Annotated in this window: 27 protein-coding genes; 17 read left to right on the top strand and 10 right to left on the bottom strand. The window is 54.9% G+C overall.

Going from position 1 to position 23,660, the window contains the following annotated elements; all coding sequences use genetic code 11:
* The first annotated feature begins 3 nt into the window (after positions 1-3).
* Positions 4-753 carry a glycerophosphodiester phosphodiesterase gene (gene ugpQ / locus VSX58_RS12415; RefSeq protein WP_327618360.1) on the top strand — a complete coding sequence of 250 codons (750 nt, stop codon included), beginning with the start codon at positions 4-6 and terminating at the stop codon, positions 751-753.
* Between the two features lie 56 nt (positions 754-809).
* Positions 810-1,766, top strand: coding sequence for an AEC family transporter (locus VSX58_RS12410; RefSeq protein WP_327618359.1), 957 nt, complete (start codon positions 810-812; stop codon positions 1,764-1,766).
* A 23-nt stretch (positions 1,767-1,789) separates the two neighbouring features.
* Here the strand turns inward: VSX58_RS12410 and VSX58_RS12405 are convergent, their stop codons facing one another.
* The gene (locus VSX58_RS12405; protein ID WP_327618358.1) at positions 1,790-2,080 is read right to left on the bottom strand and encodes a hypothetical protein; all 291 of its coding nucleotides are present in this window, start codon (positions 2,078-2,080) and stop codon (positions 1,790-1,792) included.
* Positions 2,081-2,299: 219 nt separating this feature from the next.
* Here VSX58_RS12405 and VSX58_RS12400 point away from each other — a divergent pair, with 219 nt between their 5' ends.
* Positions 2,300-2,764: a tRNA (cytidine(34)-2'-O)-methyltransferase gene (locus VSX58_RS12400; protein WP_327614198.1), complete on the top strand. Its 465-nt coding sequence runs from the start codon at positions 2,300-2,302 to the stop codon at positions 2,762-2,764.
* Between the two features lie 15 nt (positions 2,765-2,779).
* Here VSX58_RS12400 and VSX58_RS12395 read toward each other — a convergent pair whose 3' ends face one another.
* The 4 genes from VSX58_RS12395 to cpxR all read right to left on the bottom strand — a co-directional run bounded on the left by VSX58_RS12395 (position 2,780) and on the right by cpxR (position 7,935).
* Positions 2,780-3,529, bottom strand: a complete 750-nt coding sequence (locus VSX58_RS12395; RefSeq protein ID WP_327618357.1) for a DUF3142 domain-containing protein — start codon at positions 3,527-3,529, stop codon at positions 2,780-2,782.
* On the bottom strand, positions 3,499-5,676 hold the full coding sequence (locus VSX58_RS12390) for a hypothetical protein (protein ID WP_327618356.1): 2,178 nt from the start codon (positions 5,674-5,676) through the stop codon (positions 3,499-3,501). The genes VSX58_RS12395 and VSX58_RS12390 overlap by 31 nt, the downstream gene beginning before the upstream one ends.
* 193 nt (positions 5,677-5,869) lie before the next feature.
* On the bottom strand, positions 5,870-7,240 hold the full coding sequence (gene cpxA, locus VSX58_RS12385; RefSeq protein WP_327614195.1) for an envelope stress sensor histidine kinase CpxA: 1,371 nt from the start codon (positions 7,238-7,240) through the stop codon (positions 5,870-5,872).
* Positions 7,237-7,935 (bottom strand): envelope stress response regulator transcription factor CpxR, encoded by a 699-nt coding sequence (gene cpxR, locus VSX58_RS12380; RefSeq protein ID WP_327614194.1) that lies wholly within the window; start codon positions 7,933-7,935, stop codon positions 7,237-7,239. The genes cpxA and cpxR overlap by 4 nt, the downstream gene beginning before the upstream one ends.
* Positions 7,936-8,087: 152 nt before the next feature.
* Between cpxR and cpxP the strand changes: the two genes are divergently transcribed.
* A complete protein-coding gene (gene cpxP / locus VSX58_RS12375) occupies positions 8,088-8,570 on the top strand; it encodes a cell-envelope stress modulator CpxP (RefSeq protein WP_327618355.1) in 483 nt (160 codons plus the stop codon).
* Positions 8,571-8,836: 266 nt separating this feature from the next.
* On the opposite strand, the gene VSX58_RS12370 is transcribed toward cpxP, so the two are convergent.
* From VSX58_RS12370 to VSX58_RS12360, 3 genes are all read right to left on the bottom strand, one after another.
* Positions 8,837-9,820 carry a phage integrase gene (locus VSX58_RS12370; protein ID WP_327618354.1) on the bottom strand — a complete coding sequence of 328 codons (984 nt, stop codon included), beginning with the start codon at positions 9,818-9,820 and terminating at the stop codon, positions 8,837-8,839.
* Positions 9,821-9,889: 69 nt separating this feature from the next.
* Positions 9,890-10,183, bottom strand: a complete 294-nt coding sequence (locus VSX58_RS12365) for a helix-turn-helix transcriptional regulator (protein WP_327618353.1) — start codon at positions 10,181-10,183, stop codon at positions 9,890-9,892.
* Between the two features lie 244 nt (positions 10,184-10,427).
* Positions 10,428-10,895, bottom strand: a complete 468-nt coding sequence (locus VSX58_RS12360; protein WP_327618352.1) for a hypothetical protein — start codon at positions 10,893-10,895, stop codon at positions 10,428-10,430.
* A gap of 236 nt (positions 10,896-11,131) precedes the next feature.
* Here VSX58_RS12360 and VSX58_RS12355 point away from each other — a divergent pair, with 236 nt between their 5' ends.
* The 11 genes from VSX58_RS12355 (at position 11,132) to VSX58_RS12305 (ending at position 18,153) form a co-directional block, all read left to right on the top strand.
* On the top strand, positions 11,132-11,404 hold the full coding sequence (locus tag VSX58_RS12355) for a Cox family DNA-binding protein (protein ID WP_009114912.1): 273 nt from the start codon (positions 11,132-11,134) through the stop codon (positions 11,402-11,404).
* Positions 11,380-11,613, top strand: coding sequence for a DUF4761 domain-containing protein (locus VSX58_RS12350; protein WP_327618351.1), 234 nt, complete (start codon positions 11,380-11,382; stop codon positions 11,611-11,613). Before VSX58_RS12355 ends, VSX58_RS12350 begins: the two co-directional genes overlap by 25 nt.
* Positions 11,606-11,806, top strand: a complete 201-nt coding sequence (locus VSX58_RS12345; protein WP_327618350.1) for a phage filamentation protein Fil family protein — start codon at positions 11,606-11,608, stop codon at positions 11,804-11,806. Before VSX58_RS12350 ends, VSX58_RS12345 begins: the two co-directional genes overlap by 8 nt.
* 3 nt (positions 11,807-11,809) lie before the next feature.
* Positions 11,810-12,145 (top strand): DUF5347 domain-containing protein, encoded by a 336-nt coding sequence (locus VSX58_RS12340; RefSeq protein ID WP_327618349.1) that lies wholly within the window; start codon positions 11,810-11,812, stop codon positions 12,143-12,145.
* A gap of 70 nt (positions 12,146-12,215) precedes the next feature.
* On the top strand, positions 12,216-12,443 hold the full coding sequence (locus VSX58_RS12335; protein WP_327618348.1) for a DUF2732 family protein: 228 nt from the start codon (positions 12,216-12,218) through the stop codon (positions 12,441-12,443).
* Positions 12,443-12,667 carry a TraR/DksA family transcriptional regulator gene (locus VSX58_RS12330; RefSeq protein ID WP_327618347.1) on the top strand — a complete coding sequence of 75 codons (225 nt, stop codon included), beginning with the start codon at positions 12,443-12,445 and terminating at the stop codon, positions 12,665-12,667. Before VSX58_RS12335 ends, VSX58_RS12330 begins: the two co-directional genes overlap by 1 nt.
* Positions 12,664-13,479, top strand: a complete 816-nt coding sequence (locus VSX58_RS12325; RefSeq protein ID WP_327618346.1) for a 3'-5' exonuclease — start codon at positions 12,664-12,666, stop codon at positions 13,477-13,479. Before VSX58_RS12330 ends, VSX58_RS12325 begins: the two co-directional genes overlap by 4 nt.
* Positions 13,476-14,318 carry a DNA adenine methylase gene (locus VSX58_RS12320; protein ID WP_327618345.1) on the top strand — a complete coding sequence of 281 codons (843 nt, stop codon included), beginning with the start codon at positions 13,476-13,478 and terminating at the stop codon, positions 14,316-14,318. The genes VSX58_RS12325 and VSX58_RS12320 overlap by 4 nt, the downstream gene beginning before the upstream one ends.
* Entirely contained in the window at positions 14,318-16,831 is a 2,514-nt protein-coding gene (locus VSX58_RS12315; protein ID WP_327618344.1) for a replication endonuclease, read from the top strand. Before VSX58_RS12320 ends, VSX58_RS12315 begins: the two co-directional genes overlap by 1 nt.
* Positions 16,832-16,924: 93 nt before the next feature.
* Positions 16,925-17,599, top strand: coding sequence for a DNA adenine methylase (locus tag VSX58_RS12310; RefSeq protein WP_327618343.1), 675 nt, complete (start codon positions 16,925-16,927; stop codon positions 17,597-17,599).
* A gap of 92 nt (positions 17,600-17,691) precedes the next feature.
* Complete coding sequence (locus VSX58_RS12305) at positions 17,692-18,153, top strand: AcrIF11 family anti-CRISPR ADP-ribosyltransferase (RefSeq protein WP_327618342.1); 462 nt, start codon at positions 17,692-17,694, stop codon at positions 18,151-18,153.
* A gap of 608 nt (positions 18,154-18,761) precedes the next feature.
* Here the strand turns inward: VSX58_RS12305 and VSX58_RS12300 are convergent.
* Both VSX58_RS12300 and VSX58_RS12295 read right to left on the bottom strand, forming a co-directional pair.
* Positions 18,762-19,814, bottom strand: a complete 1,053-nt coding sequence (locus VSX58_RS12300; protein WP_327618341.1) for a phage portal protein — start codon at positions 19,812-19,814, stop codon at positions 18,762-18,764.
* Positions 19,815-19,816: 2 nt separating this feature from the next.
* Positions 19,817-21,538: a terminase large subunit domain-containing protein gene (locus VSX58_RS12295; RefSeq protein WP_327618340.1), complete on the bottom strand. Its 1,722-nt coding sequence runs from the start codon at positions 21,536-21,538 to the stop codon at positions 19,817-19,819.
* Between the two features lie 164 nt (positions 21,539-21,702).
* Between VSX58_RS12295 and VSX58_RS12290 the strand changes: the two genes are divergently transcribed.
* Both VSX58_RS12290 and VSX58_RS12285 read left to right on the top strand, forming a co-directional pair.
* Positions 21,703-22,536: a GPO family capsid scaffolding protein gene (locus VSX58_RS12290; protein ID WP_327618339.1), complete on the top strand. Its 834-nt coding sequence runs from the start codon at positions 21,703-21,705 to the stop codon at positions 22,534-22,536.
* Positions 22,537-22,572: 36 nt separating this feature from the next.
* Entirely contained in the window at positions 22,573-23,622 is a 1,050-nt protein-coding gene (locus tag VSX58_RS12285) for a phage major capsid protein, P2 family (protein ID WP_327618338.1), read from the top strand.
* The last annotated feature ends 38 nt before the right edge of the window (positions 23,623-23,660 follow it).

The raw sequence follows: 23,660 nt of genomic DNA, 5'->3' as shown, positions 1-23,660 counted from the left end.
ATAATGGTAACGCAATGGCCTTATCCGGCAATCGTCGCCCATCGCGGCGGCGGCGCGCTGGCGCCGGAAAATACCCTGGCCGCGATTGACGTCGGCGCCGAGTTTGGTCATAAGATGATCGAGTTTGACGCCAAGCTATCGCAGGATGGTCAAATTTTTTTACTCCATGATGATACGCTGGAGCGCACCAGCAACGGCTGGGGGATCGCTGGCGACCTGCCGTGGGAGCAACTGGCCGCGCTGGACGCGGGAAGCTGGTACGGCGACAAATTTTCAGGCGCGCGGCTGCCGCTGCTATCGGAAGTCGCCGCGCGCTGTAAACAGTACGGCATGGCGGCCAATATTGAAATTAAGCCCACCACGGGCCGCGAACGGGAAACCGGACGCCAGGTCGCCCTTGCGGCGCGCCGGCTGTGGCGGGATCATCCCACCATGCCGCTGCTGTCTTCATTTTCGCCGACGTCGCTGGAAGCGGCCCGACAGGCGGCGCCCGAACTGCCGCGCGGCCTGCTGCTGGACGAATGGGATCGCGACTGGCAAAACCTGACCCGCCGGCTAGCGTGCGCATCCATTCACCTTAATCACAGGCTGCTGACGGCGGAACGGACGGCGTCGCTGAAGGCCGCCGGACTGCGGATCCTGGTTTATACCGTCAATCAGCCGGCGCGGGCGAAGACGTTGCTTGACTGGGGCGTTGACTGTATCTGCACTGACCGGATAGATTTAATCGGGCCAGATTTTGCTACCGGCTGAAATCTGTCGGCTTTTACAGGAATCCCAAGGTGCCGGTTGATTAAGGAAGTGATGCGATGCTCGCATTTATGGTTTCCCTCTGGCACCAGATTTTTCTGTCTCTACCGCTGTTTGTTCTGATCGCCCTGGGTTACGCGCTGATCCGCTACGGCAAATGGCCGACGACCATTACCGATGGCATGAGCCGTTTTGTCTTCTCGGTGGCGATGCCCGCCATGCTATTCCGCCTGATGAGCGATTTCTCCAAACGTCCGGTGGTCGACGCCCGGCTGCTGATCGCCTTTTTCGGCAGTTGCCTGATCGTTTTTATACTGGGCCGTTTTGTCGCGCGTAAAATTTTTCATCTCGACGGCGTTTCCGGATCGATCTTTTCGCTAAGCGGCATCTTTTCCAACAATGTGGTGCTCGGCTTGCCGATCGCTGCGCTGATGTTGGGTGAAGAGGCGATACCTTCCGTGGCGCTGGTGGTGGTGTTTAACGGACTGATCCTCTGGACGCTGGTGACGGTTTCCGTCGAGTGGGCGCGCAACGGCGCGCTTTCGCTGCAGGGTTTTACCAAAACCGCGCTGGGGGTGCTGAAAAATCCGCTGATTATCGGCATCCTGTCCGGTACGGCGTTCAGCCTGACCGGTTTTCCCCTACCGTCCTATGTCGACCAGCCGCTGAGCATGCTGGGGCAGATTGCGATGCCGCTATCGCTGATTGCCCTGGGAATGGGGCTGGCGGAATATCAGATCCGCGATGGCTGGCAAATCAGCACCGCTATTTGCGTCATCAAGCTATTGGTACAGCCGCTGGTGATTTGGGCCATCGCGATAGCGATCGGTCTGCCGGAAATGGAGACGCGGGCGGTAGTCTTACTGGGCTCGATGTCGGTGGGCGTAAACGTTTATCTGATGTCGCGCCAGTTCAACGTGCTGGGTGGCCCGGTAGCGACCAGCCTGCTGATGTCGACGGCGCTGGCCGCCTTGACTACCCCGCTGATCCTAACCCTGATGGGGGTGCGATTATAGCCGCGCGCAGCGGCGAGGGGCGTTTATTGCTGCGGCTGCGTTTTCGGCTGGGCGCTGCGTTGTCTCTCCTGCTGCAACTGCTGTTTTTGCTGCTGCTGTAGCTGGGCGTTGCGCTGCTGTAACTGCTGATTCAGCTGTTGCTGGCGCAGTTGCTGGTTCTGCTGCATGCGCTGCTGTAACTGCTTTTGGCTATTGATGCCGTTTTCATACTGCTGCTGCTGCGCCGACGGCGCTTTCGCGGCGTCGGCCGACGCCGCCAGCGGCAGCGATAACAGGGCAAAGGATAATGCCGTCAGTGTGATTGCGTGTTTCATTCACTCCTCCAAGGCACGGAATGTGCCAAACCATCCAGCTATCTCTCGGCGCCGCCCGCATTTCAATGAAAGTGCACGGCGCCGTTAAAAGCAGTGTAATCGCTGCCGGCGCAAACGTCGCGCGGAGTTATCCGTATTCCGTCTGCGTCAGGCTTTGGGTCGCCCGCCGGGAATGTTATATACTGCGGCGGAATTTTTCTTTGCGACTGAAGTTACCTCATGTTTCATATTGCGCTCTATGAGCCACAAATAGCCCCGAATACCGGCAATATCATCCGCCTGGCCGCCAATAACGGCTGCGCGCTGCATCTGATTGAGCCGCTGGGTTTTGATTTTGAAGAGAAGAAGCTACGCCGGGCCGGCCTGGATTATCACGATCTCGCCAGCGTCAGCCGCCATAAAAATTATCAGGATTTTCTGGCCGCGGTCGCGGGACAGCGCATTTTCGCCTGCACCACCAAAGGCAGCCGCCCTTACGATCGGCCGGACTATAAGCCCGGCGACGTGCTGCTGTTCGGCTCGGAAACCGCGGGCCTGCCGAATGATATCCGCGATGGCTTTGCGCCGGATTTCCGTATCCGCATTCCCATGCAGCCGGAGTGCCGCAGCCTCAACCTGTCCAATGCCGTCGCCATCATCAGCTACGAAGCCTGGCGGCAGAACGGTTTCGGCGGACGAACCTGATCGCGCCACCGGCGGTCAGCGTTTTTTGCCCGGGGGATTAACCAGAAAAACCACTTCACCCCGGTAGTAGGGGGACGCCGCGAGACGCCGTTGCCAAACGCGGTCCCACTTACCGTACTGCACCAATCCCAGCCGGAAAGGGATGGTCAGCTTGTTCAAGGCCGGCAGATAGTCGGCGTAGTTGGTCACGGTGCCGCGTCCCTGATAGGTTTGGATCACCAGTTCGTCAATGCTGCTGCGCAGCCGGTTCAACTCGGCCACGTCGCCGGTCCGCGCCCAGTCGAGCAATCCGGTAATGCTGATGCGGCAGTCATCCGGCACCCGTCGGCGCAATTGCCGCAAAAACGCCGCATACTCCGCCAGCCGGTAGCTTTGGGCATCAAAATCCAGCTGGATTCCCCTGACCCGATTGCCGTGACGCCGCCAGCTCTCCTGTAACGCCAGTATGCGCCGCAGATGCTCGTCCGACAGCGACAGCGTCGTCATCCGGTAAGAGAGCCACAGATGGGCGACGCGCAATTTGCTGACGGGGATGCCCTGGCGCAAAAACACCACCTTCCCCTGCCGGCGGGCGATCTCCCCCTGATGCAGATAGAGCGTATGGGCATGATGCAGCACCGGCTGCGGCCGCACCGCCGCCCACAGCCAGAAAGCCTGATATTGCGCGGCATCGACGCTATCGGCCCGCGCCGCCGCGCCGCTCCATAACGGCCAGGCAAGGAGAACGATCCGGGCTACCAGTAATATTTGAGCTTGTTTGCCCACAGGCTGCCTTTAAACTCGGTTTTCAGCTGGGTAAACCAGGCTTTGCGCGTCTCTTTGGCGATATCCTGTTCGCCGCAGTCGTTAAAACCGCTGGGCGCATAGCAATACACCGCCCGGTAGAGCGCGTAGCTTTTATCCTCCGGCGGCGCGCCGGGATCGGCGATAACCCGCATATATCCATCCAGCCGGTTATATTCCTTCCCTTTGAACTGCGTCGGCGCGTTGATTAACTCATCCAGCATATTACTCTCTCCCCAGTCGAATCCGACGATATCGCCGGTTCGCAGGAAGAATTCGCCGAGGCAGTTAATGGCGCGCGCATCGTTCGGCCGCTGATTCAGCGTGCTCACCACGCTGTCCAGCGCCGGACATTGATACCCGGCTTCGGTATCAGCGCCGTTCCAGTCGAAAACGGCCGGGTCGTCCAGGCTCCAGTCCATATTTTCCGTCTCTTCCAACGGCGGAATCGCTTTTCTGAGCGCGCTATCTTGCAGATAGCCGGCATAGTCGGCGCGCGTCAGCGACTTGGTGAGCAGCGTATGCAGGGCGACGGCGCGCTCCTCATGCGTTTGCTGCGGCCCCGTTTGCTGGCGCAGCAGATCGGCGTCGGCGCTCACTTTCAATACCGCGGAACGAAAGCGCAGGTTTTTAACCGGGCTGTCGGCGGCGAATATTTTTTCTGGACGGCCGGCCTTAGCCAGCGTTTCCGCCAGGGCGAGTTGCAGGTACTGCTGCTGGGTATAGTTGGTCTCCAGGCTTAACAGGTGACGCCAGTGCGCCTCCGCTTCATCCCAGCGCGCCAGCTGCAGAAGCGCCCGGCCGCGCAGCACTTGCAGGCTGAAGCGCGTGGTATCGGTAAGATCCCGCTCGCGCGCCGGCGCAACGTCATTCGCCACCGCCGCATAATCTTTCAGCCGATAAAACCGGTAGGCGGTCTGTAGATAATGAAATTCGTTTTGCATTCCCGCCTGGTCGAACAAGGTTTGCTGGGCCGCCAGCTCTGCGACGGAGAGCTCCGGGAAGCGTCCCCAGCCGCCGCGCTCCCCGCGCAGCCGTTTAAGATCCTGCACCAGCGCCAATAGCGGGCTGTCCGGCGTGGCGGCGAAGGTTTCCCGCTCCAGCAGCTTGTTGTCGATCTCATCGCTTAATGCCTGCAGATCGCCGGCATTGTCGGCGCGATCCAGCTCCTGTTGATAAATCTTGGGCAGCGCCGCCAGATCGCCGAGGATCCAATACGCCCGCCGGTAGAGCCCCTGCGCGGACGCGGCGTACAGGCCGCGCGGATACTGTCGCAGATAGTCATCAATCCGCCGCAGGGCGGACGATGCCATGTTTTTATCGGCTTTGCCGGCATCGAACATATTGTATTCGTCCAGCGCGGATTGCATCGCCGCGTTAAGCGCCACGCGAATCAGCATATAGCGCGCCGTTTCGGCGACCCAGGGCTGCGCGGCCTGCGTCAGCGCCAGAAAGCCGCTCTGCGCCTGCGCGAATTCGCCCTGATAGAAGGCCTGCGTGTTGATCAGGTAACGTTTTAGCTCTCCCGCGCGCCCGTCATCCGGCAGGCGGCCAAGCTCGGCCGCCAGCGAAGACGGGGAGTAATCCGCGGAGAGGATGATTAAACGCGCCAGAGCGAGCGACGTGCGCCAATCGTCGGTTAACGTTTGATCGGCCAGCAGCACGGCGAAGAAATCGTCGACCGTCGCAAGATCGTTGGAGATTTGCCGCCCTTCGCCATCGTTCGCGGTCAGCGTGGCGAATTTCGCCTGTACCTCCGGCGCTAGCCGCAGCCGCCGGGCTTTCTCCAGCAGCGGGCCGTTATCCGCCGCGGCTTGCGCCGAGGCGTCCTCCGTTGACGCGGCGGCCTCTTCCGTCGCCGCCAGGCCCATAACGCGATAGGCGGTAAACGGATCGTCGCGCGAGCGCGTCTGGTCGGGAAGAGGCTGGGGAAGCGGCAGCGCAATATGTTTGCGGCTGCTTTGCAGCAACATCAAATTGGTCCGGGTATCGTTATCAGGCAAAAGGTAAGGAAATGCGGGCATGCCGCACTCCGCATCGGAAAAACCGCAAATACCGTCGGTGGAGCTGAAGGCGTGGCCGCTAAAGAAGGCGGTCAGCAGACCCGCCAGCAAAGTTAATCCTTTCATGTCACTATTCCTGTAGGAATGAATTTCAGGCCCTATTGATGCTGCCGGCTGATTGGCGATGGCTTTTTCGCCACGCCCTGAATCGCGGTTCCGGCGCCGATAAGCTTAGCTCATGGCGTCGGAAAGAGGCGGCGGGCGCCGCTATGCCGCATCTGGAAGGAGGTATAGCCGGAAAGCGCGACGTCGCGGCCGTTCATCGTTGATCTAATGGTAACCAGATAACCAGGCGTAATCCACCCAGCGGACTGTCTTCCGCTTTCACCCAGCCTTTATGCTGCGAGATCGCCGTTTCTACGATCGCCAGCCCCAGCCCGGTGCCGCCCGATTCCCGATCGCGGGCCTCATCGGTACGGTAAAACGGTCGGAAAATCTGCTCCCGGTCTTCCGGGCTAACGCCGGGGCCGTCGTCATCCACCTTGATGGTAATGCCCTGATTATCGACGGAAAAAGCGACCTCAATGTGATGATGGGAATAGCGCAGCGCGTTGCGGACAATATTCTCCAGCGCGCTATCAAGCGCGGAGGGATTGCCGTACAGCGTCCAGGGCCCGGGGGGATAGGTCACGACCAGCGTTTTCCCCATCTGCTCGGCTTCAAAACGCGCGTCATCCAATACGTCGCTCCATAGCTCGTCGGCATGGATAAATTCGCGGGTAAGCTCGTTCTTGTGCTGGGTGCGCGACAGCACCAACAGATCGTTGATCATGCTGTCCAGGCGCTGGGTTTCGGTCTCGATACGGTTTAGCTCATTCCCTTCGCCCTGACGCCGGCGCAGCAGTGCGGTCGCCAGCTGCAGGCGGGTAAGCGGGGTGCGCAGCTCGTGGGAGATATCGGACAACAGCCGCTGCTGCGCCGTGACCATCCGCTCCAGCGCGCTGACCATCTGGTTAAAGCTGACCCCCGTCGCCAGAAACTCCTGCGGCCCGGCCTCCAGCTCGGGATGCTGGCGCAGGCTGCCGCGCGCCACTTCGTCCGCCGCGTTTTTCAGCTTACGGGCCGGTTTTGCCAGGCTCCAGGCCAGCCATAGCAGCAGCGGGGAACTGATCAACATCGTGAAGACCAGCAGTAACAGCGGCCTGTCAAACAACAGGTTAATGAAATCCGACTGCAGGCTGCTGGCCGGACGGATCAGATAAAGCTGGTAATTGTCTTCGCCGTCGCGGATGGAGAACGGCCCCAGCAGCTCGACGCGGCCATATTTTTTCTTTTGCGGATGGTCGGCGTTATCGGACAGGCCGATAAAATTGCGCACGATTTGCGTTTCGCTTTTCTGCGCGCCGAGCACCCGCCCCTCGCTGGTCACCAGCAAAAGGCGCTGACCCGGCGGCGCCCATTTCTCAATCACCCAAAACAGCCGCAGCCACCAGCGTAAATCGTTGGCGGGGGTAACCGCCAGATCGGCCTCAATATGCTGCTCCAGCATAATACCTTGCCGCTGCTCGCTTTCCAGCAGCGCCGTCAACTGGCGGGAGTCAAGCTTGGGCACCATCAGCACCAGCATGAGAACCAGCGCCAGCGTCAGCCAGAAAATCGCGAAAATGCGCGCGGTAAGGCTATTAATCATGCAGCGGACACCATCAGATAACCGCGGCCGCGCAGCGTTTTAAACCACGGCAGGCCATCTTTTCGCTCCGGTAGTTTGCGGCGCAGGTTGGAGATATGCATATCGATGGCGCGATCGAACGGCGTCAGCCGTTTTCCCAGCACCTCCTGGCTCAGGTGCTCCCGCGACACGACCTGGCCCAGCCGTTGCGCCAGCAGATACAGCAGCGTGAACTCGGTGCCGGTCAGATCCAGTACGGTTTCATCGAAACTGGCCTCCTGGCGGCCGGGATTAAGCCGCAGCCCGTCAACTTCCAGCGTCGGCGCGCCGTTTTCACCGGCCTGCTGCTGATCCGTCCAGTTGGAACGCCGCAAAATGGCCCGAATGCGCGCCACCAGCTCGCGGTCGTTAAACGGCTTCGGCAGGTAGTCGTCCGCGCCGAGTTCAAGACCGAGAACGCGATCCAGCTCGCTGCCGCGCGCCGTCAGCATGATCACCGGCGTCTGATGCTGTTGGCGTAGCTCCTTCAGCGTATCGATGCCGTTTTTCTTCGGCATCATGACATCCAGCAACAGCAGGTCAACGCTGCCGTCCAATATGCTTAACGCCTGCTCGCCGTCGTAGGCGACAACGACGTTAAAACCTTCCATTTCGAGCAATTCTTTCAGTAAAGACGTCAGCTCTCTATCGTCATCAACCAACAGGATCTTGTTCATATTTTCTCTACCTCCAGGGGCAAAATACGTCATAGATTACCGCTATTCCATGACTTTACGTAGTTTTACATCCTCTGACGCATGTTTGCAGCAAGACGATTAGACTCATCTTCATTGATTCACCAAACAGCACACCGACCGGGGAGTTATTGATGCCGCAAGTCACAACGTTATCTCTCGCTTCACTGCTGATGCTGAGTTCTTTCACGGCATTTGCAGCTGGGATTGAAAGCGTGTCTGTGGGTGGATGGCATCACGATGACTCTGCCACGAAACCTTTTTCCGGTCAGCACGGGATGTTCGACGGTGTGAAGTTAAGCGAGCAACAGCGGCAGCAAATGCGCGATCTCATGCATCAGGGCCGGCAGGGTGTTCCGGAGTTTAACGCCGAAGATATTGAATCCATGCATAAGTTGGTTATCGCCAACCAGTTTGATGAAGCGGCCGCGCGCGTGCAGATCACCAAGATGATGCAAGTGCAGATCGAGCGTCAGGTTCAAATGACCCGGATACGCAACCAGATGTATAACCTGCTGACCGCAGAGCAAAAAAGCGTTTTGGAGCAAAAACATCGGCAGCGCATGAAAGAGATGCAGCAGCAGATTTCAATGTTTAATCAGATGTCCGCGCCATAGCCGGACATCGAAACGAATCCTGAGTGTAGTGTGTGTGTGTCGTACGAGTAATACCCTGTAGTAATGAGTAGCTATACCCTGTTTTCCTTGCCATAGACACCATCCCTGTCTTTTGCCCTCCATGATGGAGGGCTTTTTTTTGGCGGTTTTCCGGGGAAACCGTTTTAAAACAACTACCTATTAAGCAATCACAAGCAACTGTAAACGGTTAGAAAGTGGTCAAAAACGGGCCATTTTGGGCAAATGTGGTCAACATGTGGACACTTTCAAACGACTATTTTTCCCCGTAATGGGTTGAGCGTAATAGCGTTTTCCAGATAGTCCGGCGCCAGGTGCGCGTAAGTCATGGTCTGCTGGATGCTGGCATGACCCAAAATCTGCTGTAGCGCGACCAGACTTCCCCCGTTCATCACAAAGTGGCTGGCAAACGTATGCCGCAAAATGTGCGATGCCTGGCCTTTCGGTATATCCGGCTTTACCGCCCTGATTTGCTCACAGAACGCCGGATAGTCCACCTTAAACAACCTGCCGGTTTCGCGGGTTTTAATAGTCCGTTCCACCTCTTCCGAAATGGGGATGGTTCTATTTTTGCCGTTCTTTGTTTCCGTAAACGTCACCCGGTGATTCACTATCTGACCTGCGCGTAACGCGCTGGCCTCTCCCCATCTTGCCCCGGTGCTCAGGCATAACACCGCCAACCTGTACGCGTCGCCTTCCAGCACTGCCAGCAGCCGCGCGATCTCCGCTTCCGCCAGGAATGTGACCGATGCCGGTTTTTCAGTTAGCGGCGGCAAGCCTTTTAGCGGATTATCACCCGCATAGACTTCCAGCTTAATCAACGCCGAAAACATGCCGGAAAGCCGGTACATATCGCGGTTAATGGTTGACGGGTTGATGCCGCCAGTCAGCCGCAGCGTGCGGAATTCCAGTATCGCGCGTTTATTTATCCTGCAGATCTCCGGGTCGCCCATCTGTTCGGTTGTGCGCTTCAGGTGTCGCTTTTCAATCATGCCGTTTTTCAACGTCTGACCGTGATAAAGCCACCATAATTCGACCAGTTCACTGAGCTGGCGGCGCTCAATGCCATAGCCGTGCTGCCACTCTTTTTTATCCGTTCTGGATAACGTATAGCGTTCAAAAGCTACCGCTTCCGTTTTCTTCTCAAACTTCCGCCGGATGCGTTTTCCTTTGCGTCCGACCGGGCGTATGTCCACTTCATATTGACCATCATCGAGCTTCTTAATTGCCATAAGAAAGCCCTCCGGCGGTCAGATCACCATCCTGATAACAGATAGTGAAAATGTAATGTTTATAGAGCGTTAACCAGTCTGTTTGTCTGAGTGGTTGGATTGCGTTGCGTCTGGCCCAATGTGTGCGAGGGCCGGTGCTATCTGCCCAGCCGCTGGCGCTGTCTTATCCGTCATCAGCCATAGGGTGTATTTTTCAAAGCGCGGATGCTGCGTGAGCTTCATTAGCGACGATCCACTAGGTTCATATAGCCCGCTCTCATATTTGGCTAATGTATTCCTTGATAAATCAATTAATTGGCTTAGTTGATTTTGGCTAAGCCCCTCCGCCATACGTATCGCGCGAATCTTTTCGCTCAATTTCATTTGACTTGTTCCTATTTAGGAATTAAATTTCCTTCATGTTGTTCTCATATAGGAACAACATAAGGCACGAAAAACCAACCGCACAAGCAAGCAACAGAAAGCAAGCCTAAGCGATTGGCGATCGGATGAGAGTATCACGACACGGTGAAGGGGTGAACGGATGGAAGGGCAGAAAGTAGGCGGAGCCACCGTTATTAGCAGCCCCGCCATGATTATTCAGAAAGTGGTTGTATTGATAGGTAGGTTACCGGGGAGTGCCGCCGGCCAAAAGGGAAACAGCCTTTTCAGCAAAGGAAAGGGGCTCCCTATGCTTGAGGCTGAGAGAAACAGATGCCCCATTTCTTGCCGGGTTACGCAGGCTATTAATGGCTACGCTGTCAAATTCCTCAAGCATTGCCAGCCTTTCGCGAGTTTCATCGATCGCAATATTGGGGATCTCATCAATAAGGGCAGCATATCTTTTCGCCTGTTGCTTGGCCGCTGCTGCTTTTTGCCCGTATTGCCAGGCGATCCGAAAGCCGCTAAGAACGGCAATGATGCCACCAAACAACCAACTGAAATGACTGGTCGCAAATATTGCGGAGCCAAGAGTAAGAATTATCGCATTGGTAAACATATCGATACGCCGATTAAGCGTTTCGGTCATATGTTCCAGCCAGTAGCTGTACCAGATGCGGAAATGAATTTCATGTTCAGTCGGTTGTTTATTCATGGCGCTTATTCCTCGTCGTCTTGTTCCTCCGGAGGCGCAGGCTTATGAAGAACGTGAAATTCATCACTGTCTTTATCAGGCGCCACCAGATGCCGAATGTCGGTTTTGTTTGGTTCCATATCAATTCCTTGCGTGGTTGGTTGATTGCTGGCACTTGAAGCCTACCACAAACCACGCGCCGGGCGTGGCTAAAAACCCCGGCACACATTCCAATAATTGAAAAAAGGAGTCCAGCAATGGCAGACGGTGTTTATGAGATTCGCCACCCGGTTGATGCGGTGCCGTATCAGAAGTTCGCAGAAATGATCGGGAAGTCGGAAGCGGCCGTAAAGGGCATGGTTGATAACGGCAAGCTGCCGCTGATTCCGTGGATTAACCCGGAAAACCCAAACCCGCGCCGTGGTGAAAATTGGGTGTATATCCCAGAATTTAATCGCGCTATGCGTGACGCCTTCATGAATCGCCCGAAAGAACAGCGCGACGCATGGTTATTGTGGCTGGGGCTGTAATAAATAAGAGAGGCGTCGTGAATCTGGTTCAGCTAAATAGCAAAACGTCGCTATATCGTGGTTTCACTATTTTAAAATTGCCACGTAAAAAACCATATAACCGTCAGCGTTATCAAATCACTCGCGAAAGCGATTATTTCGGGTTGGATTTTGCGCTGGCAGAAGCATGTAAAACTATAGATAAATTATGCGGAGTTAAAAATGATTAGCATCGCGCGTTTATTAATATCTCAATCGCCATCGCCGCAGCCAGAAAATAAAGGCTGGTTGGAGTTGCCGAACGGCCAGCGCATTCAACCAAAACCAAGCCAGGTTTATTTTTTCCCTGGACGCCAAAAGCCTTATGTGCAGACAGTAAAGCGTCACCGCTGGATCACTCGTTTGCTGGGCTGGGCGGCGTAAGCTATGGCTAACACCGAAGCAGCCCGCGCCGTTCCGCTGAGCATCAGCACCAGAACGGACGGGCTTAACCATATCGCCGCGCTAAGGGGGAAATTCTTTCAGTCGGACAGTGAAAAGGATATGTGCCGTTTTATTGATGATATGCGGGACAAGATAGATCGTGATTATCACGAAAATATGCGCGTGCTATCTGCAATTTTTTATTTAGCAGATATCCGAAAAGAGCGCCATCACTTGAATTTTAATGAACTGACAAATGACGAAAAAATAAGGCTAATTAAGGCAATGAATAAACTTAAGGCAGTTGTGAGTTTATTCCCCAAACATTTAATTCTTTAACCGTAATAAAACCCATTTTTTATGGCGTAAACCCGCCGGGCTTTCTATTACCTGAAAAAAGGAAATCACGATGAGAAACGCAGAAGTTAAGCAAATGGGCGCAGATTACAACGCGCTCGTTGATTTGTTGAAAAAGGCCAGGATGTCGGAAAAAAAAGACCAGCATTTTTCCTTTTCTGTTCGTCTTGATGCGCTGTCTATTCATGCTCAAAAAAATGAGCTTTCAGCGGCCGAAATCATTGAACTGCTGCGCGCCGAGGCGGGCCGCTTTGAGTCGTCAGCGCAGGAGATTATCTGATGGCTGATTACATGGACGCCGCGCAAGAGCAGCAGGACATGATACGCGATGCACATATCGCCAACGCCCGCCGCAAGTCTGCGGCGCCATCCGCTTTTACCTGCGAAAACTGCGACGCGCCAATACCGGAAGCGCGCCGCGTTGCAGTTCCCGGCGTGTCGCTCTGCGTACATTGCCAGGGCATTAGCGAACTGAAAAGCAAGCACTATCGGGGTGAAAAATGAATAACGTCATGATTGATTTGGAGACGCTGGGTAAAAAGCCTAGCGCACAGATTGCCGCCATCGGCGCCGTGTTCTTTGACCCGGAAAATTATGGCCTGGGCGAAAAGTTCTATACCCGCGTTGATTTTGAGAATCACATGGAAAAAGGCGCGGTAGCGGATGGCGATACTATCAAATGGTGGTTGCTCCAGCCATCCGAAGCGCGCGCCGAGTTGGTTGGTGATGATGCCGCATCGATCCATGATGCGCTCGGCGATTTTAGCGACTGGCTGACAGATAACGCTGATGATCTGGATTCGCTGAAAGTATGGGCGAAAAGCCCGTCTTTTGATTGCGTCATTCTGAGAACGGCGTTTGGTTTAAGTTTTGACGATGTTCCGTGGAAATATTGGAATGAGCGGGACGTCAGGACTATTGAGGCTTTGGGGCTGGCGAAAGGCGTCGGCACGCAGATGTTTAAAGGGATTAAACATCATGCGCTTGATGATGCGATTAACCAGGCCAGGATGGTTACTTATGTCTGGGCTAATCTAACTCGCCTTGATGGTCTTGAATTGCCGCATAGTTTGGACGAATGCCGCTTTGAGTCATTAGAGCCAAACTATATAGCCGGATGGAATGAATGCCTTCAGGCAATGGTTGATATCAGAGGCGGTAAATTTCGTAGTCCGACCGCCGATCTTGTATTCAGTGAAGTAGCGGATTTCTTTGCTGGATTGGGTCAGCCTGGCGAACCATCATCACCCGCAACAATGCAAAAGGCGCTGATTAACCGTTTGGCGGAGGTAATGGACGCGAGGGCGCCGAAATGATCCGCCCGTTCATCAAATGGGCGGGGGGTAAAACCCGCGTCCTGCCTGATTTGCTGCCGCACCTGCCGAAAGGCGATCGTCTGTTTGAGCCGTTTGTCGGCGGTGCGTCCGTGTTCCTAAATACCGATTATCCCCGCTATGTGCTGGCTGATATTAACGCTGATCTTATTAACCTTTATCAAGTGGTTCAGAACGCTGCAAAACCATTTATCGACGTGGCAAAAGAGCTATTCGAAAACGGTAATAGTTCGTGTGAGTTTTATCGCAATCGCGATGCATTCAATAGTCTGATAGTTAAGGAATATCACCAACGTATTTTAAAAGCTGCGTTGTTTCTGTACTTGAATCGCCATTGTTTTAACGGCATTTGCCGGTACAACAACGCCGGGGTGTTTAATGTCCCGTTCGGTGACTATAAAAAACCGCACTTCCCGGAAGCCGAGATAAAGCTGTTTGCGGAAAAGGCCAACGACACATCAACCGTTTTTATCGCGGCCGATTTTCGGGAAACGCTGACCGCGAAAGCGATAAATGAACATAGCGTTATCTATTGTGATCCGCCATATATGCCGGCCAGTGATACGGCCAATTTTACGCAATATTACCACTGCGCATTTTCCGTCGAGCACCACCGCTCATTGGCAGCGGCATTGCTGAACGTGAACCAATCACGCGGCGCCGCCGTAGTTATTTCAAATAGCAATACCCCTGCCTCGCGCGAGATTTACCAGAATTACAAGTTTTATGAGATTGACGTAAGCCGCTCGCTGGGCGCTGCCGTGGATTCACGCAAAAAGGCCAGGGAATTGATTGGTGTGCTCGTTAGGCAGGGTGAGTAATGACCCAGCAATGGGCCTATCCCTGGAATGCCCCGCGCCCGGCGATCTCTCCCTTCTCTGAGAGCGCCGGATCTTCCCCTGCCCTGCCGACTGCGGAAGTTAAGCAGCATCCCGCCGTTGACCTTCACTTAAAACGCCTGGTGGCGCGCGCCATTTCCACGCCAGGTTTAGACTTTAATCAGGCTGTCGCCAGGCTTGATCGTTCAGAGCCTAACGGCACTTTGCTGTACATCCGGCATGAGTTTGCAGAAAAAGCCCGCGCGGAATACCTGGAAGAGCAAAGCAACTGGACGAATACACATGAAGGCGTAGAAGCCAGGTTGCGCGAACAACCATTTTTTATCCGCGATACCTATCGGCAAAAAATAGAATGGCTGCGGGCCAACCGCGAGCCGCGACACGTCAGCGCCTTTTTCATGGGAACCGTGAAAAAAGCCCTGATGCGTCTTGAGGCCGTGCGCGCTAAGCAAAGCGTGCGTGATGGTTTTTCGTCAGAGCTGGCTATGTACTGGCGCGCCCGCTGGCCGCACTTGGCCGAGTTCACAAAGCAGGAAGCGATTAACGCCGGGCATACCATCGCCGCCAGCATTGCGGAAATGCTTGAGACTGAATGCGGCGACACCTCGCCGGAAGAAATGAAGAATGACGATATTCAGGCGCTTTTCTGGCATCTTGGCCGGGAAATATTGGCGCTGCGCGTAACGCCGCCATGCTGGGGTGTGATTATCAGTGATGCCGAATCACGTAACCGTATTTACTCCGCTATTCTGCGCATCACCAGCCCCGAATGGTGGGGGCGTAAGTTGTGGCGCCTGCGTTGCGAATGGAGAGAAAACCAGTTCCGCGCTATCGGCGTGATCCACAAAAAGCGCATGCCGTATGTCAGCATCGACGCGCTGAACCAGTGGCAAGAGCAGCGCCGAAAAAACCGCGCATTTTTCCAGGCTCATGAATTAGTTGATGAAGATGGCAACATCGCATCACTGGAAAATATGGTTTATGCCAGCATCAGCAACCCAGCCATACGCCGGCATGAACTAATGACCCGAATGGCTGGCGTTGAAATGGTCGCTATGGCGCGCGGCGATGCCGGTATTTTTCTGACTATCACTTGCCCCTCTCGCTATCACGCGAACACGCAGAACGGGCATCAAAATCCCAAGTGGGATCATACTTCCCCGCGTCAAGGTCAGCGCTATCTGTGCAAAACATGGGCGCGCGCAATGTCGGCGCTCAATCGCCGCAACCTGCGCCCGTATGGCTTCCGCGTTGCGGAGCCGCATCACGACGCTACGCCTCACTGGCATGTACTGCTATTCATGCCGCCGGATGACAGAAAAGAAATCACCGATATCCTGCGCGATTACTTTATTGCCGAGGATCGGGCCGAGTTAGGCCGCAATACGGGCGCCCGATTTAAAGCGAAGAAACTCGACCCACAGAAAGGCAGCGCCACCGCTTACGTGGCGAAGTACATCAGCAAAAACATTGATGGTTACGCGCTGGATGGCGAGCTGGACAATGAAACCGGTAAGCCACTGCGCGATACGGCAAAGTATGCGATGGCCTGGGCGTCTCAGCATAATATCCGGCAGTTTCAGCCGTTCGGCATGCCGCCGGTGACAGTATGGCGCGAGTTGCGCCGACTGGCGAACCAGTTAACCGCGGCGCAGAAAGAAACCGGCGCATTCAAACGCGGAGCGCCGCAGCTTGCCGATCCCGCAATGGATGCCGTGTTAGCGGCCGCAGATGCGGGATGTTTCGCTACTTACATCGAGAAGCAAGGCGGCGTACTGATCCCACGCGAACGCTATACGGTGCGCATCGCATATGAAGAGGCGGACGAACAAAACACATACGGCGAAACGCCAGAAAAAATATTCGGGGTGTTTTCTCCGCGCCTAGGCGCACTATCACGTATTTGTACCCGGTTAATTAAGTGGAAAATCAGGAAAAAACAGGCCGTTGACGATGGCGCCAATGCCAGCACCGGGAGGGTTTTGGCTGTTACGTCGCCCCCCGGCGACGCTTGGAGTTCTGTCAATAACTCTACGGTAGACGAAAAAATAAACATTTCCGAGCCAACCGATAGGGAGATTGACGGCACGTCTGAACAAGAAAGCATCGACTTTCAACAGATGACAGACGCGGAACGGCGCGCATTGCTAAGTAGGCTCAGATCGCAGCCGCCGGATCGGCGACATAACAAACACTCGTCCACAAGTCAGCCCATTAAAGCGAATGAAAAACAGACGGTTATCAAACTGTCGGACGAATGGCGCGCCAGCGTTGCCGATTTCGCCCGTTCGTTGGGCTGGGATATCAGCAGCGGAGAGATTCAGCGCCTGGCGATGGGCCATGCGATCGCCGTTGCTGGCCGGTCATACATTGCGCGCGCTGACGGGTGCCTGTACTGCGCGCCGGTGAAGGGCCGGGAATCCGGGGATCAGGATAAAGCGGCGGCGTTATTGCAACGTGTCGCCGCGCTGCGGAAGTTGGCCGCACAGTCGTAAATGGCTGTGCTGGACAGCGGCATCGATCACAGTCAGAAATGACACTGCTGCAGCACAGATAAAAACAGCTATGTAGTACCAAAAGGGGGAAATATGGGGTATTTGGGAAGCAAGGCCGCATCAGGCGCGTATCAAAAAATTATCGCTAACATGCCGCCGCACGACACTTACATAGAAACGCATTTGGGCGGCGGCGCGGTGATGCTGCGTAAGCCGCCGGCACTGCGAAATATCGGCAATGATATTGATGAAAAAGCGTTAAAAGATTTCGCGTTTACTCACCAGTTGAACCAGGTCAACCTGGTTTGTCGTGATGCGGCCGATTACCTGCGCATGTTTGATTTTTCCCGTGCTGGCAGGGTGTTGATTTACGCAGATCCGCCCTATCTGCCGGAAACGCGCACCAGTCGCGCGTGTTATAGGCATGAATACACCATTGATGATCACCGGGAATTGATCGCCGTTCTCCGGCAAGTACCGGCCAATGTGATGATTTCCGGTTATCCGTCCGTGCTCTATGACGAACTTTTGGGAGACTGGCGCACGGTAACATTCCAGGTGATGACGCGCGGCGGCGTGCGCACGGAACAGCTATGGATGAACTACCAGGAAGAGCGGGCATATAGCGCGGCGTTTGCCGGTAAAGACTATATCGACCGGCAGCGGATCAAGCGAAAAGCGGAACGATGGGCGGAAAAATATCGGGCAATGTCGCCAGCGGAACGTCTGGCGATCATGTGTGAACTAATGAGAGTGAGTGCTGAGTAAAAAAATAACAAAAAGAGGGGGCGATCTACACTTGTCACATAACCGATTATCGGTTATATTTATTTCATAGAAACGAGATTGAGGGGTTTAGAATGAAACTGTTTCACGGCTCATATAGCAACGCCGCTCCCGTAATCACTCTGCGCAGCATTTTGCCGAATGGCGGTGACAACATTTTCGAAGGTCTATTCGCCAGTGCAGATGCGGACATTGCTAAATCACACGGTGATTTTGTCTACTGCTATAACGTAGACAAAATCGCTGATAACTCAGATTTGAATGCCCGCATTGAAGACGTTATCGAATATCTGCGCCGCGAAGTTGAAACGGATGGAGAAGAGTTGGAAGCGCTGGCTTATGCAATTGCCGATGATGAATGTGATGATTTATTCTCCCACTTGATTACGCCACGCGATGCTTACGAAACGCACAGTTGGGAAATGCAGCGTCTGCGCGGTCGCGTTGCTGCTTACCTGGGCTTTGATGCTGTAGAAATGGATGACGAGCACGGAACAAGCTATCTGATAGTTAATCCTGAAATTTTAGCGGAGTAACTAATGCCATTAATAGAATACATAAAATTGAATTTTGGCGGAAATCAAGCCGCTTTTGCTCGACATATGGGCGTAAGGCCGCAAAAAATCCAAGAGTGGATTAAGTCTGGATGGATCGTAGTTGATAGCAAGCTATGTTCTGTTCGACGGGATATACCGAAAGCCTGAATTTTCATGATTTCTATTTGCAAAAACATGCACAAATTTGCACAATTTTTTCACATCATCGAATCCCATCCCGCGCCAGCGCTGGCGCGGTTCTTCCTACCCTGAGATATTGCACAAAAAGAGGCATGTTTAGCGCGCGGGCGAGGCGGGGGAGCAAGCGCGCGCTTTGGGGGCTAGGTAGGGGGTCTGGTGTTGCCTGAATCGCCCGCTGTGAGGCGCGCACCGCATCGGTGCATCAGTCGAGTGAGGATGAGAACGCGTGCCAGCGTGCCGCCTGTTGCGTCTGGCGCGGGGTTGATGGGTTGCGATAAATGGATCGGTTGTGGCTATGCTCGATGCATAGCGTCTGGGGAGTTATCGGGGGCGTTGGCCGGAACAGTCAGTAATGACTATGCCAGCTGGCAAAGCCATGCCGCCGCCGGGCAGCATGGCGGAAGTGATTATTTGTCGGTATCAAGTAGCGCGTAGGGATTGAAGCGGATCACCTCCTCGCCCAGCCAGTCGTTAACATGTTTCATGGCCTCCATTACCGGCGTTAATTCGTTAATGGCATACACTTTGGCCGCTTTCTCAACGTCGCCGAACGAGCCGTTACCTTGAGGAATGGCGCCCATAAGCTGCGGCGGTACGCGGTGCGCCGCCAAGATGTCGTCACGCGTAGCCGACTTGACGCCCAGAAACTCATCCTTGGCGGATATCTGACTGAACGGGAGGATCTGAACCGAGTCTTTTCCCCCGCCCGGCGCATGCAGCAAAATATTTTTGAATGCCCCGCCTCGCCGCGTATCGGTGAGCGTCTTTTTCAGTTTGTCGAGGCTGTCCTTGTCGGCGATCGCGCTGTTGACGTACACAATGCATCCGGCATGGCTACCGTTGTCGTAATACATTTTGCGGAACTTATCGGCAGAATGTGACAGGTTGGCGGATAGCAGGCCGGCCAGGTATTCCGGCATGCCGTAGATTTCCTGGTGAATATCGGGGTTAATCACATGGCAAACATCGCCGGTATTGAATTGGTGATCATCCATCCCTGCCTGGATAAACCAATATGTATCCAGATCTGACCCGCGCCGGGTGTATTTTGCCAGCGAGTGACGAAACCCCAGCGCCCCGCCGAACATGTTCTTTCTTAACTCCAGGTACGCATTGCCGAATACAAACCAGTCAAGCGCAAAGGCCAAAAACGTTTGACGCGACAGCAGCTTATGCGGAACAAAGCAGCCGGCCAGCACGTTACGCTTGAACATTAGGGCGGATTGGTGCCAGCTGGCGTGCCCGAACTGGCGCGCCAGGCCGTACCAGCTGATCGGCGTCTCATAGTAACGGCCGTTATCGGCACAATACATCGAATCCAACAGGTCATAGGAAGATGTAACCGGCCAAGGCCCGTCGAAAGTGAACGAGCTCAGGCCGGGAAGTTTTTGGAGTTCTGCCGCCAGATCAGTCTGCGCCGTGGCGCTATGCCGCCCGCGCGGTGATTTTCGTCTACTCAATTTTAATACTCCATAACCGTCATTCCGCCGCCGTCTTCTTGTCCCAGCGGTTCGTTAATAATTGATAGCATGGTCGCCCAGGCCAGATCGCCGTGACTGGCACCGCGCGAGCGATCGGTGTCATAAGTGATAACCCCGCCAGGCGTAACAACCTTGCGAACTGAGTTAAACGCGGTAATCAGATCGTACTCTCCCCGGTCATACTCCCAGCGTCCGCCGCGAATAATCTGTAACATTTTCAATACCAGCATGCGCTTGCTGGATGGGGAGAACTGATAGCACACTGCCGCCGGGAATCTTTTTCTGACTAACTGATAAACCGCCTCGCCAATGCCTTGGCCGTCAATGCCGATATGCTGCACGTTGTAGCGGGATAGCATGTTGATAATCAGCGCGGCCTGCTCTTCAAACTCCATGCCTCGAACGCGTAGCGTTTCAATAGTGCGGAATTTGCCGCCGGGGATGAGCGGCGCCGCGTTGACAGAGATCGCCCCGCTGTCGCCTTTACCGCTGGCGCCATTGGGGTCGTAACCAATCCATACCGGACGATCGGCCATTGGGCGCATGGCGTAGGGTTTCCAGTCCGGCCAGTCGTCATAACCATCGGCGCCGCAGGTCAGCAGCATGTTGTAATCGAAAGCGGCTTCACCGGTGCGGATAAACTGACAGTTATATAGGTTGTCGTACTCTTCCGGGCTGTTCTCCTTCTGGATTTCCTCAATGTCCGTTAAATCCCAGCCGTGATCGATGGCGTCTTGTAGCGTGACGATTTGCCGCCAAACGTTATCGGGACACATCAAACCGCTGTTAAGCGTTTTCCATGACGTATCAAATTCGATGCGCTTGCCGTTCCTGCGACCCTTGTTAAAGGCTTCTCCCGTCCAGAACGGATAAGCCTCATGGCTTTCTGCTGAAGGGGTAGAAAAATAGGTGCGGGTAAGCCCTTTCAGGGTTGCCATTGCCCCCGCCACTTTTTTTAAGTCGGCGAATCGGCCTACCCAAAAGAATTCATCAAAATACAGGTTGCCGGTGTAAGACTGCGCCGTCGCTGCCGAGGTGCCGAGAAAGTGAAGCTCTGCGCCGTTGAACAGTTGGATCATGTCGCCGCCTTTTAGCTCAACATCAACCTCTTCCGCTGCGGAGCGGATAAAACTGCGGAACTGATACGCCTGGCGGCGGCTGGCCGACAGAAAGATTTGATTGCGCTGATGCTTGTACTTCACGTCATCGACCAGCGCCCGCAATAGCGCCTCGCGGGCAAAGTACCAGGTTGCCCCAATCTGGCGGGATTTAAGGATCGCGCGGTTACGATAATGATGGTTTTCATACCAGCCGCGTTGATGCCAGTGAAGCGAGTCGAGGATATTCGCCCGCAATGCGGCTATCTGCGTCTCTGAAAAGAAATTTTGTTTCTTTCGTACTTTCTTTTTGGGCTGCGTCGCCGCTGTGCCGTTATCCAGCTTCTTTAACTGGCGCGTCAGCAGGTCAATTTCTTTAAAGTCGCCGCCGGTCTTTTTCTCTTTCGCGGTCAGTTGAACAAGACGCGCATCAATAGACGTAGTAACACGCTGGATCGGGGGTGTTTCGTCCCATTCGTCGCGCTTTTTCCAGGCGTAAACCGTATTTTGATTGATGCCCATCAGGCGCGAGATTTCCGCCGGCGGGTATCCCTGCCAGTAAAGTTGTCGTGCCCGCAGTCTGATGAATGCTTCCTGAACCGCCATCGCTCTCCCCTTGTTTCATGGCAGGGAGATTAACCCGCGCGCGCGGGTAGTTTCTTGCGCCGCCGGTTGTGGCATTTCCCCTACAACAACAAGGCGTTGAGGGGGTTTAAGCGGCATGGAATCATCACCGGGAGCTAAACAATTCCTGAGCAGGCAAGGCAAACATGGCAAGTAAAACGAGTACGCGTAAAAAGTTCCGGGTTGCTGTATCCGGCGCCACCGTGGACGGGCGAGAAATCAAACCGGAACACCTGCGCGACGCCGCGGCAAATTACAGCCCGGAGGTGTACGGCGCCCGCGTCAACGTGGAGCACTATCTTTCCCCCTATCCCGGTAGTGATTTCGGCGCGATGGGAGACGTTACCGCCCTGAGCGCGGAGGAGATTACCGACGGCCCATTGTCGGGGCGAACCGCGCTTTACGCAGAGATCGAACCCTCTGCGCGCATGAAACAGCTTACCGATGACGGGAAAAAGGTTTACTCAAGCATTGAGCTTCATCCGCAATTTGCATTAAACGGACGGGCTTATGTGATGGGTCTGGCAATGACGGACACCCCGGCAAGTCTGGGCACTGAGCGCCTTAAGTTTGCCGCCCAGCAGCGTGCGCAGGTGATGGCCTTCAACAATCAACAGGCCGAAGCCCCGCTATTTTCCGATGCTATCGAAGCCGAAATCATTGAGTTGACCGCCCAGCACAGCGAGGAGGGCAAGCAGTGGTTTAACCGCGTTATGGGCATTCTGGGCAAAGGCAAAAAAACCGACGATGAGCGATTCGGCCAGGTACATCAGGCGGTTGAAGTCGTGGCGCAGTCGCAGGCCGATTTAAGCGACCAGTTCAGCGCCGCAGAACAAGCGCGCGCCGGTGATAAGCAGGCGATTGAAAAGCTGACCGCCGATCTGTCTGCGTTGAAACAAAAGCTGGAAGGCACCGACGGCAATTTCAGCCAGCGCCCGCCGGCCAGCGGTGGCGGCAACGTGCAGCAGGCCGATTTCTAAGCCCGTACTGATATTCACAACGAGAGAAAAACGAACATGGAAAATAATACCCGCCAACTGTTTGATCGGTACGTTATGCGACAGGCCGAGTTAAACGGCGTATCGCCCGCTGCCGTTGCGGCAAAATTTGCCGTCGATCCAACGCGTCAGCAGCGAATGGAAGCCGCGGCGCAGGAAAGCGATGCTTTCCTGAAACTGATTAACGTGTTTGGCGTTAATCAACAGATCGGCCAAAAGGTGCTGGTTGGCAGCAAAGGCCCTATGGCAGGGGTGAACAACAGCACAACGACGCGCCGCAATCCAGCTGATAACAGCAACATGGAGCCGCTCAACTACACCTGCCGCAAGGTCAACTATGACTACGGCATTAGCTATGAGCAGTTAGACGCCTGGGCCCATCAGCCGAATTTCCAACCGCTGATCAGTTCGGCAATGGCGCGCCAGATGTCGCTTGACCGCATCATGATCGGGTTCAACGGCACCAGTTACGCCGATCCGTCTGACCGCGCCGCTCATCCGCTGTTGCAAGATTGCGGCATCGGCTGGCTGGAGAAAATTCGTCAGGAAGCCCCGCACCGCAGGATTTCAGGCATTACGGTAACCTCGCGCGATGAAGACAACAAAATCATTGCTAAAGGCACCTATGGCAACGTTTCCGCCGCCGTCTATGACGCTAAAAACAGTCTGATGGACGAGTGGCACAAGCGCAACCCGGATAACGTGGTGATCCTGGCGGGCGACCTGCTGACAACCAGCAATTTCCCGGCCATTAACGCCATGAGCCAGACCAACCCCAACACCGAAATGCTGGCCGGACAGCTGATCGTTGCGCAAGAACGAGTTGGCAATATGCCGACCTTTATCGCGCCCTATTTCCCGGTAAACGGCATCCTGATTACGCCGTTCAAAAACCTGTCGCTGTATTACCAGCGCGGCGGGTTGCGCCGCACCATCAAGGAAGAGCCGGAATATAACCGCGTGGCGACCTATCAATCGTCCAATGATGATTTTGTCATTGAGGACTATGGCAACGTGGCGTTTATCGACGGTATCACTTTCGCGACCGCCGAAGGCAATAACGGCTAACCACATGCGGGCGGGCTGGCCCCGCCCTCTTTGGAGAT

The organism is Brenneria populi, from assembly GCF_036016195.1.
In the GTDB taxonomy this organism is placed as follows: domain Bacteria; phylum Pseudomonadota; class Gammaproteobacteria; order Enterobacterales; family Enterobacteriaceae; genus Brenneria; species Brenneria populi.
The sequence above is the reverse complement of the archived record's forward strand: the minus strand, read 5'-3'. Positions and strand labels throughout refer to the sequence as shown.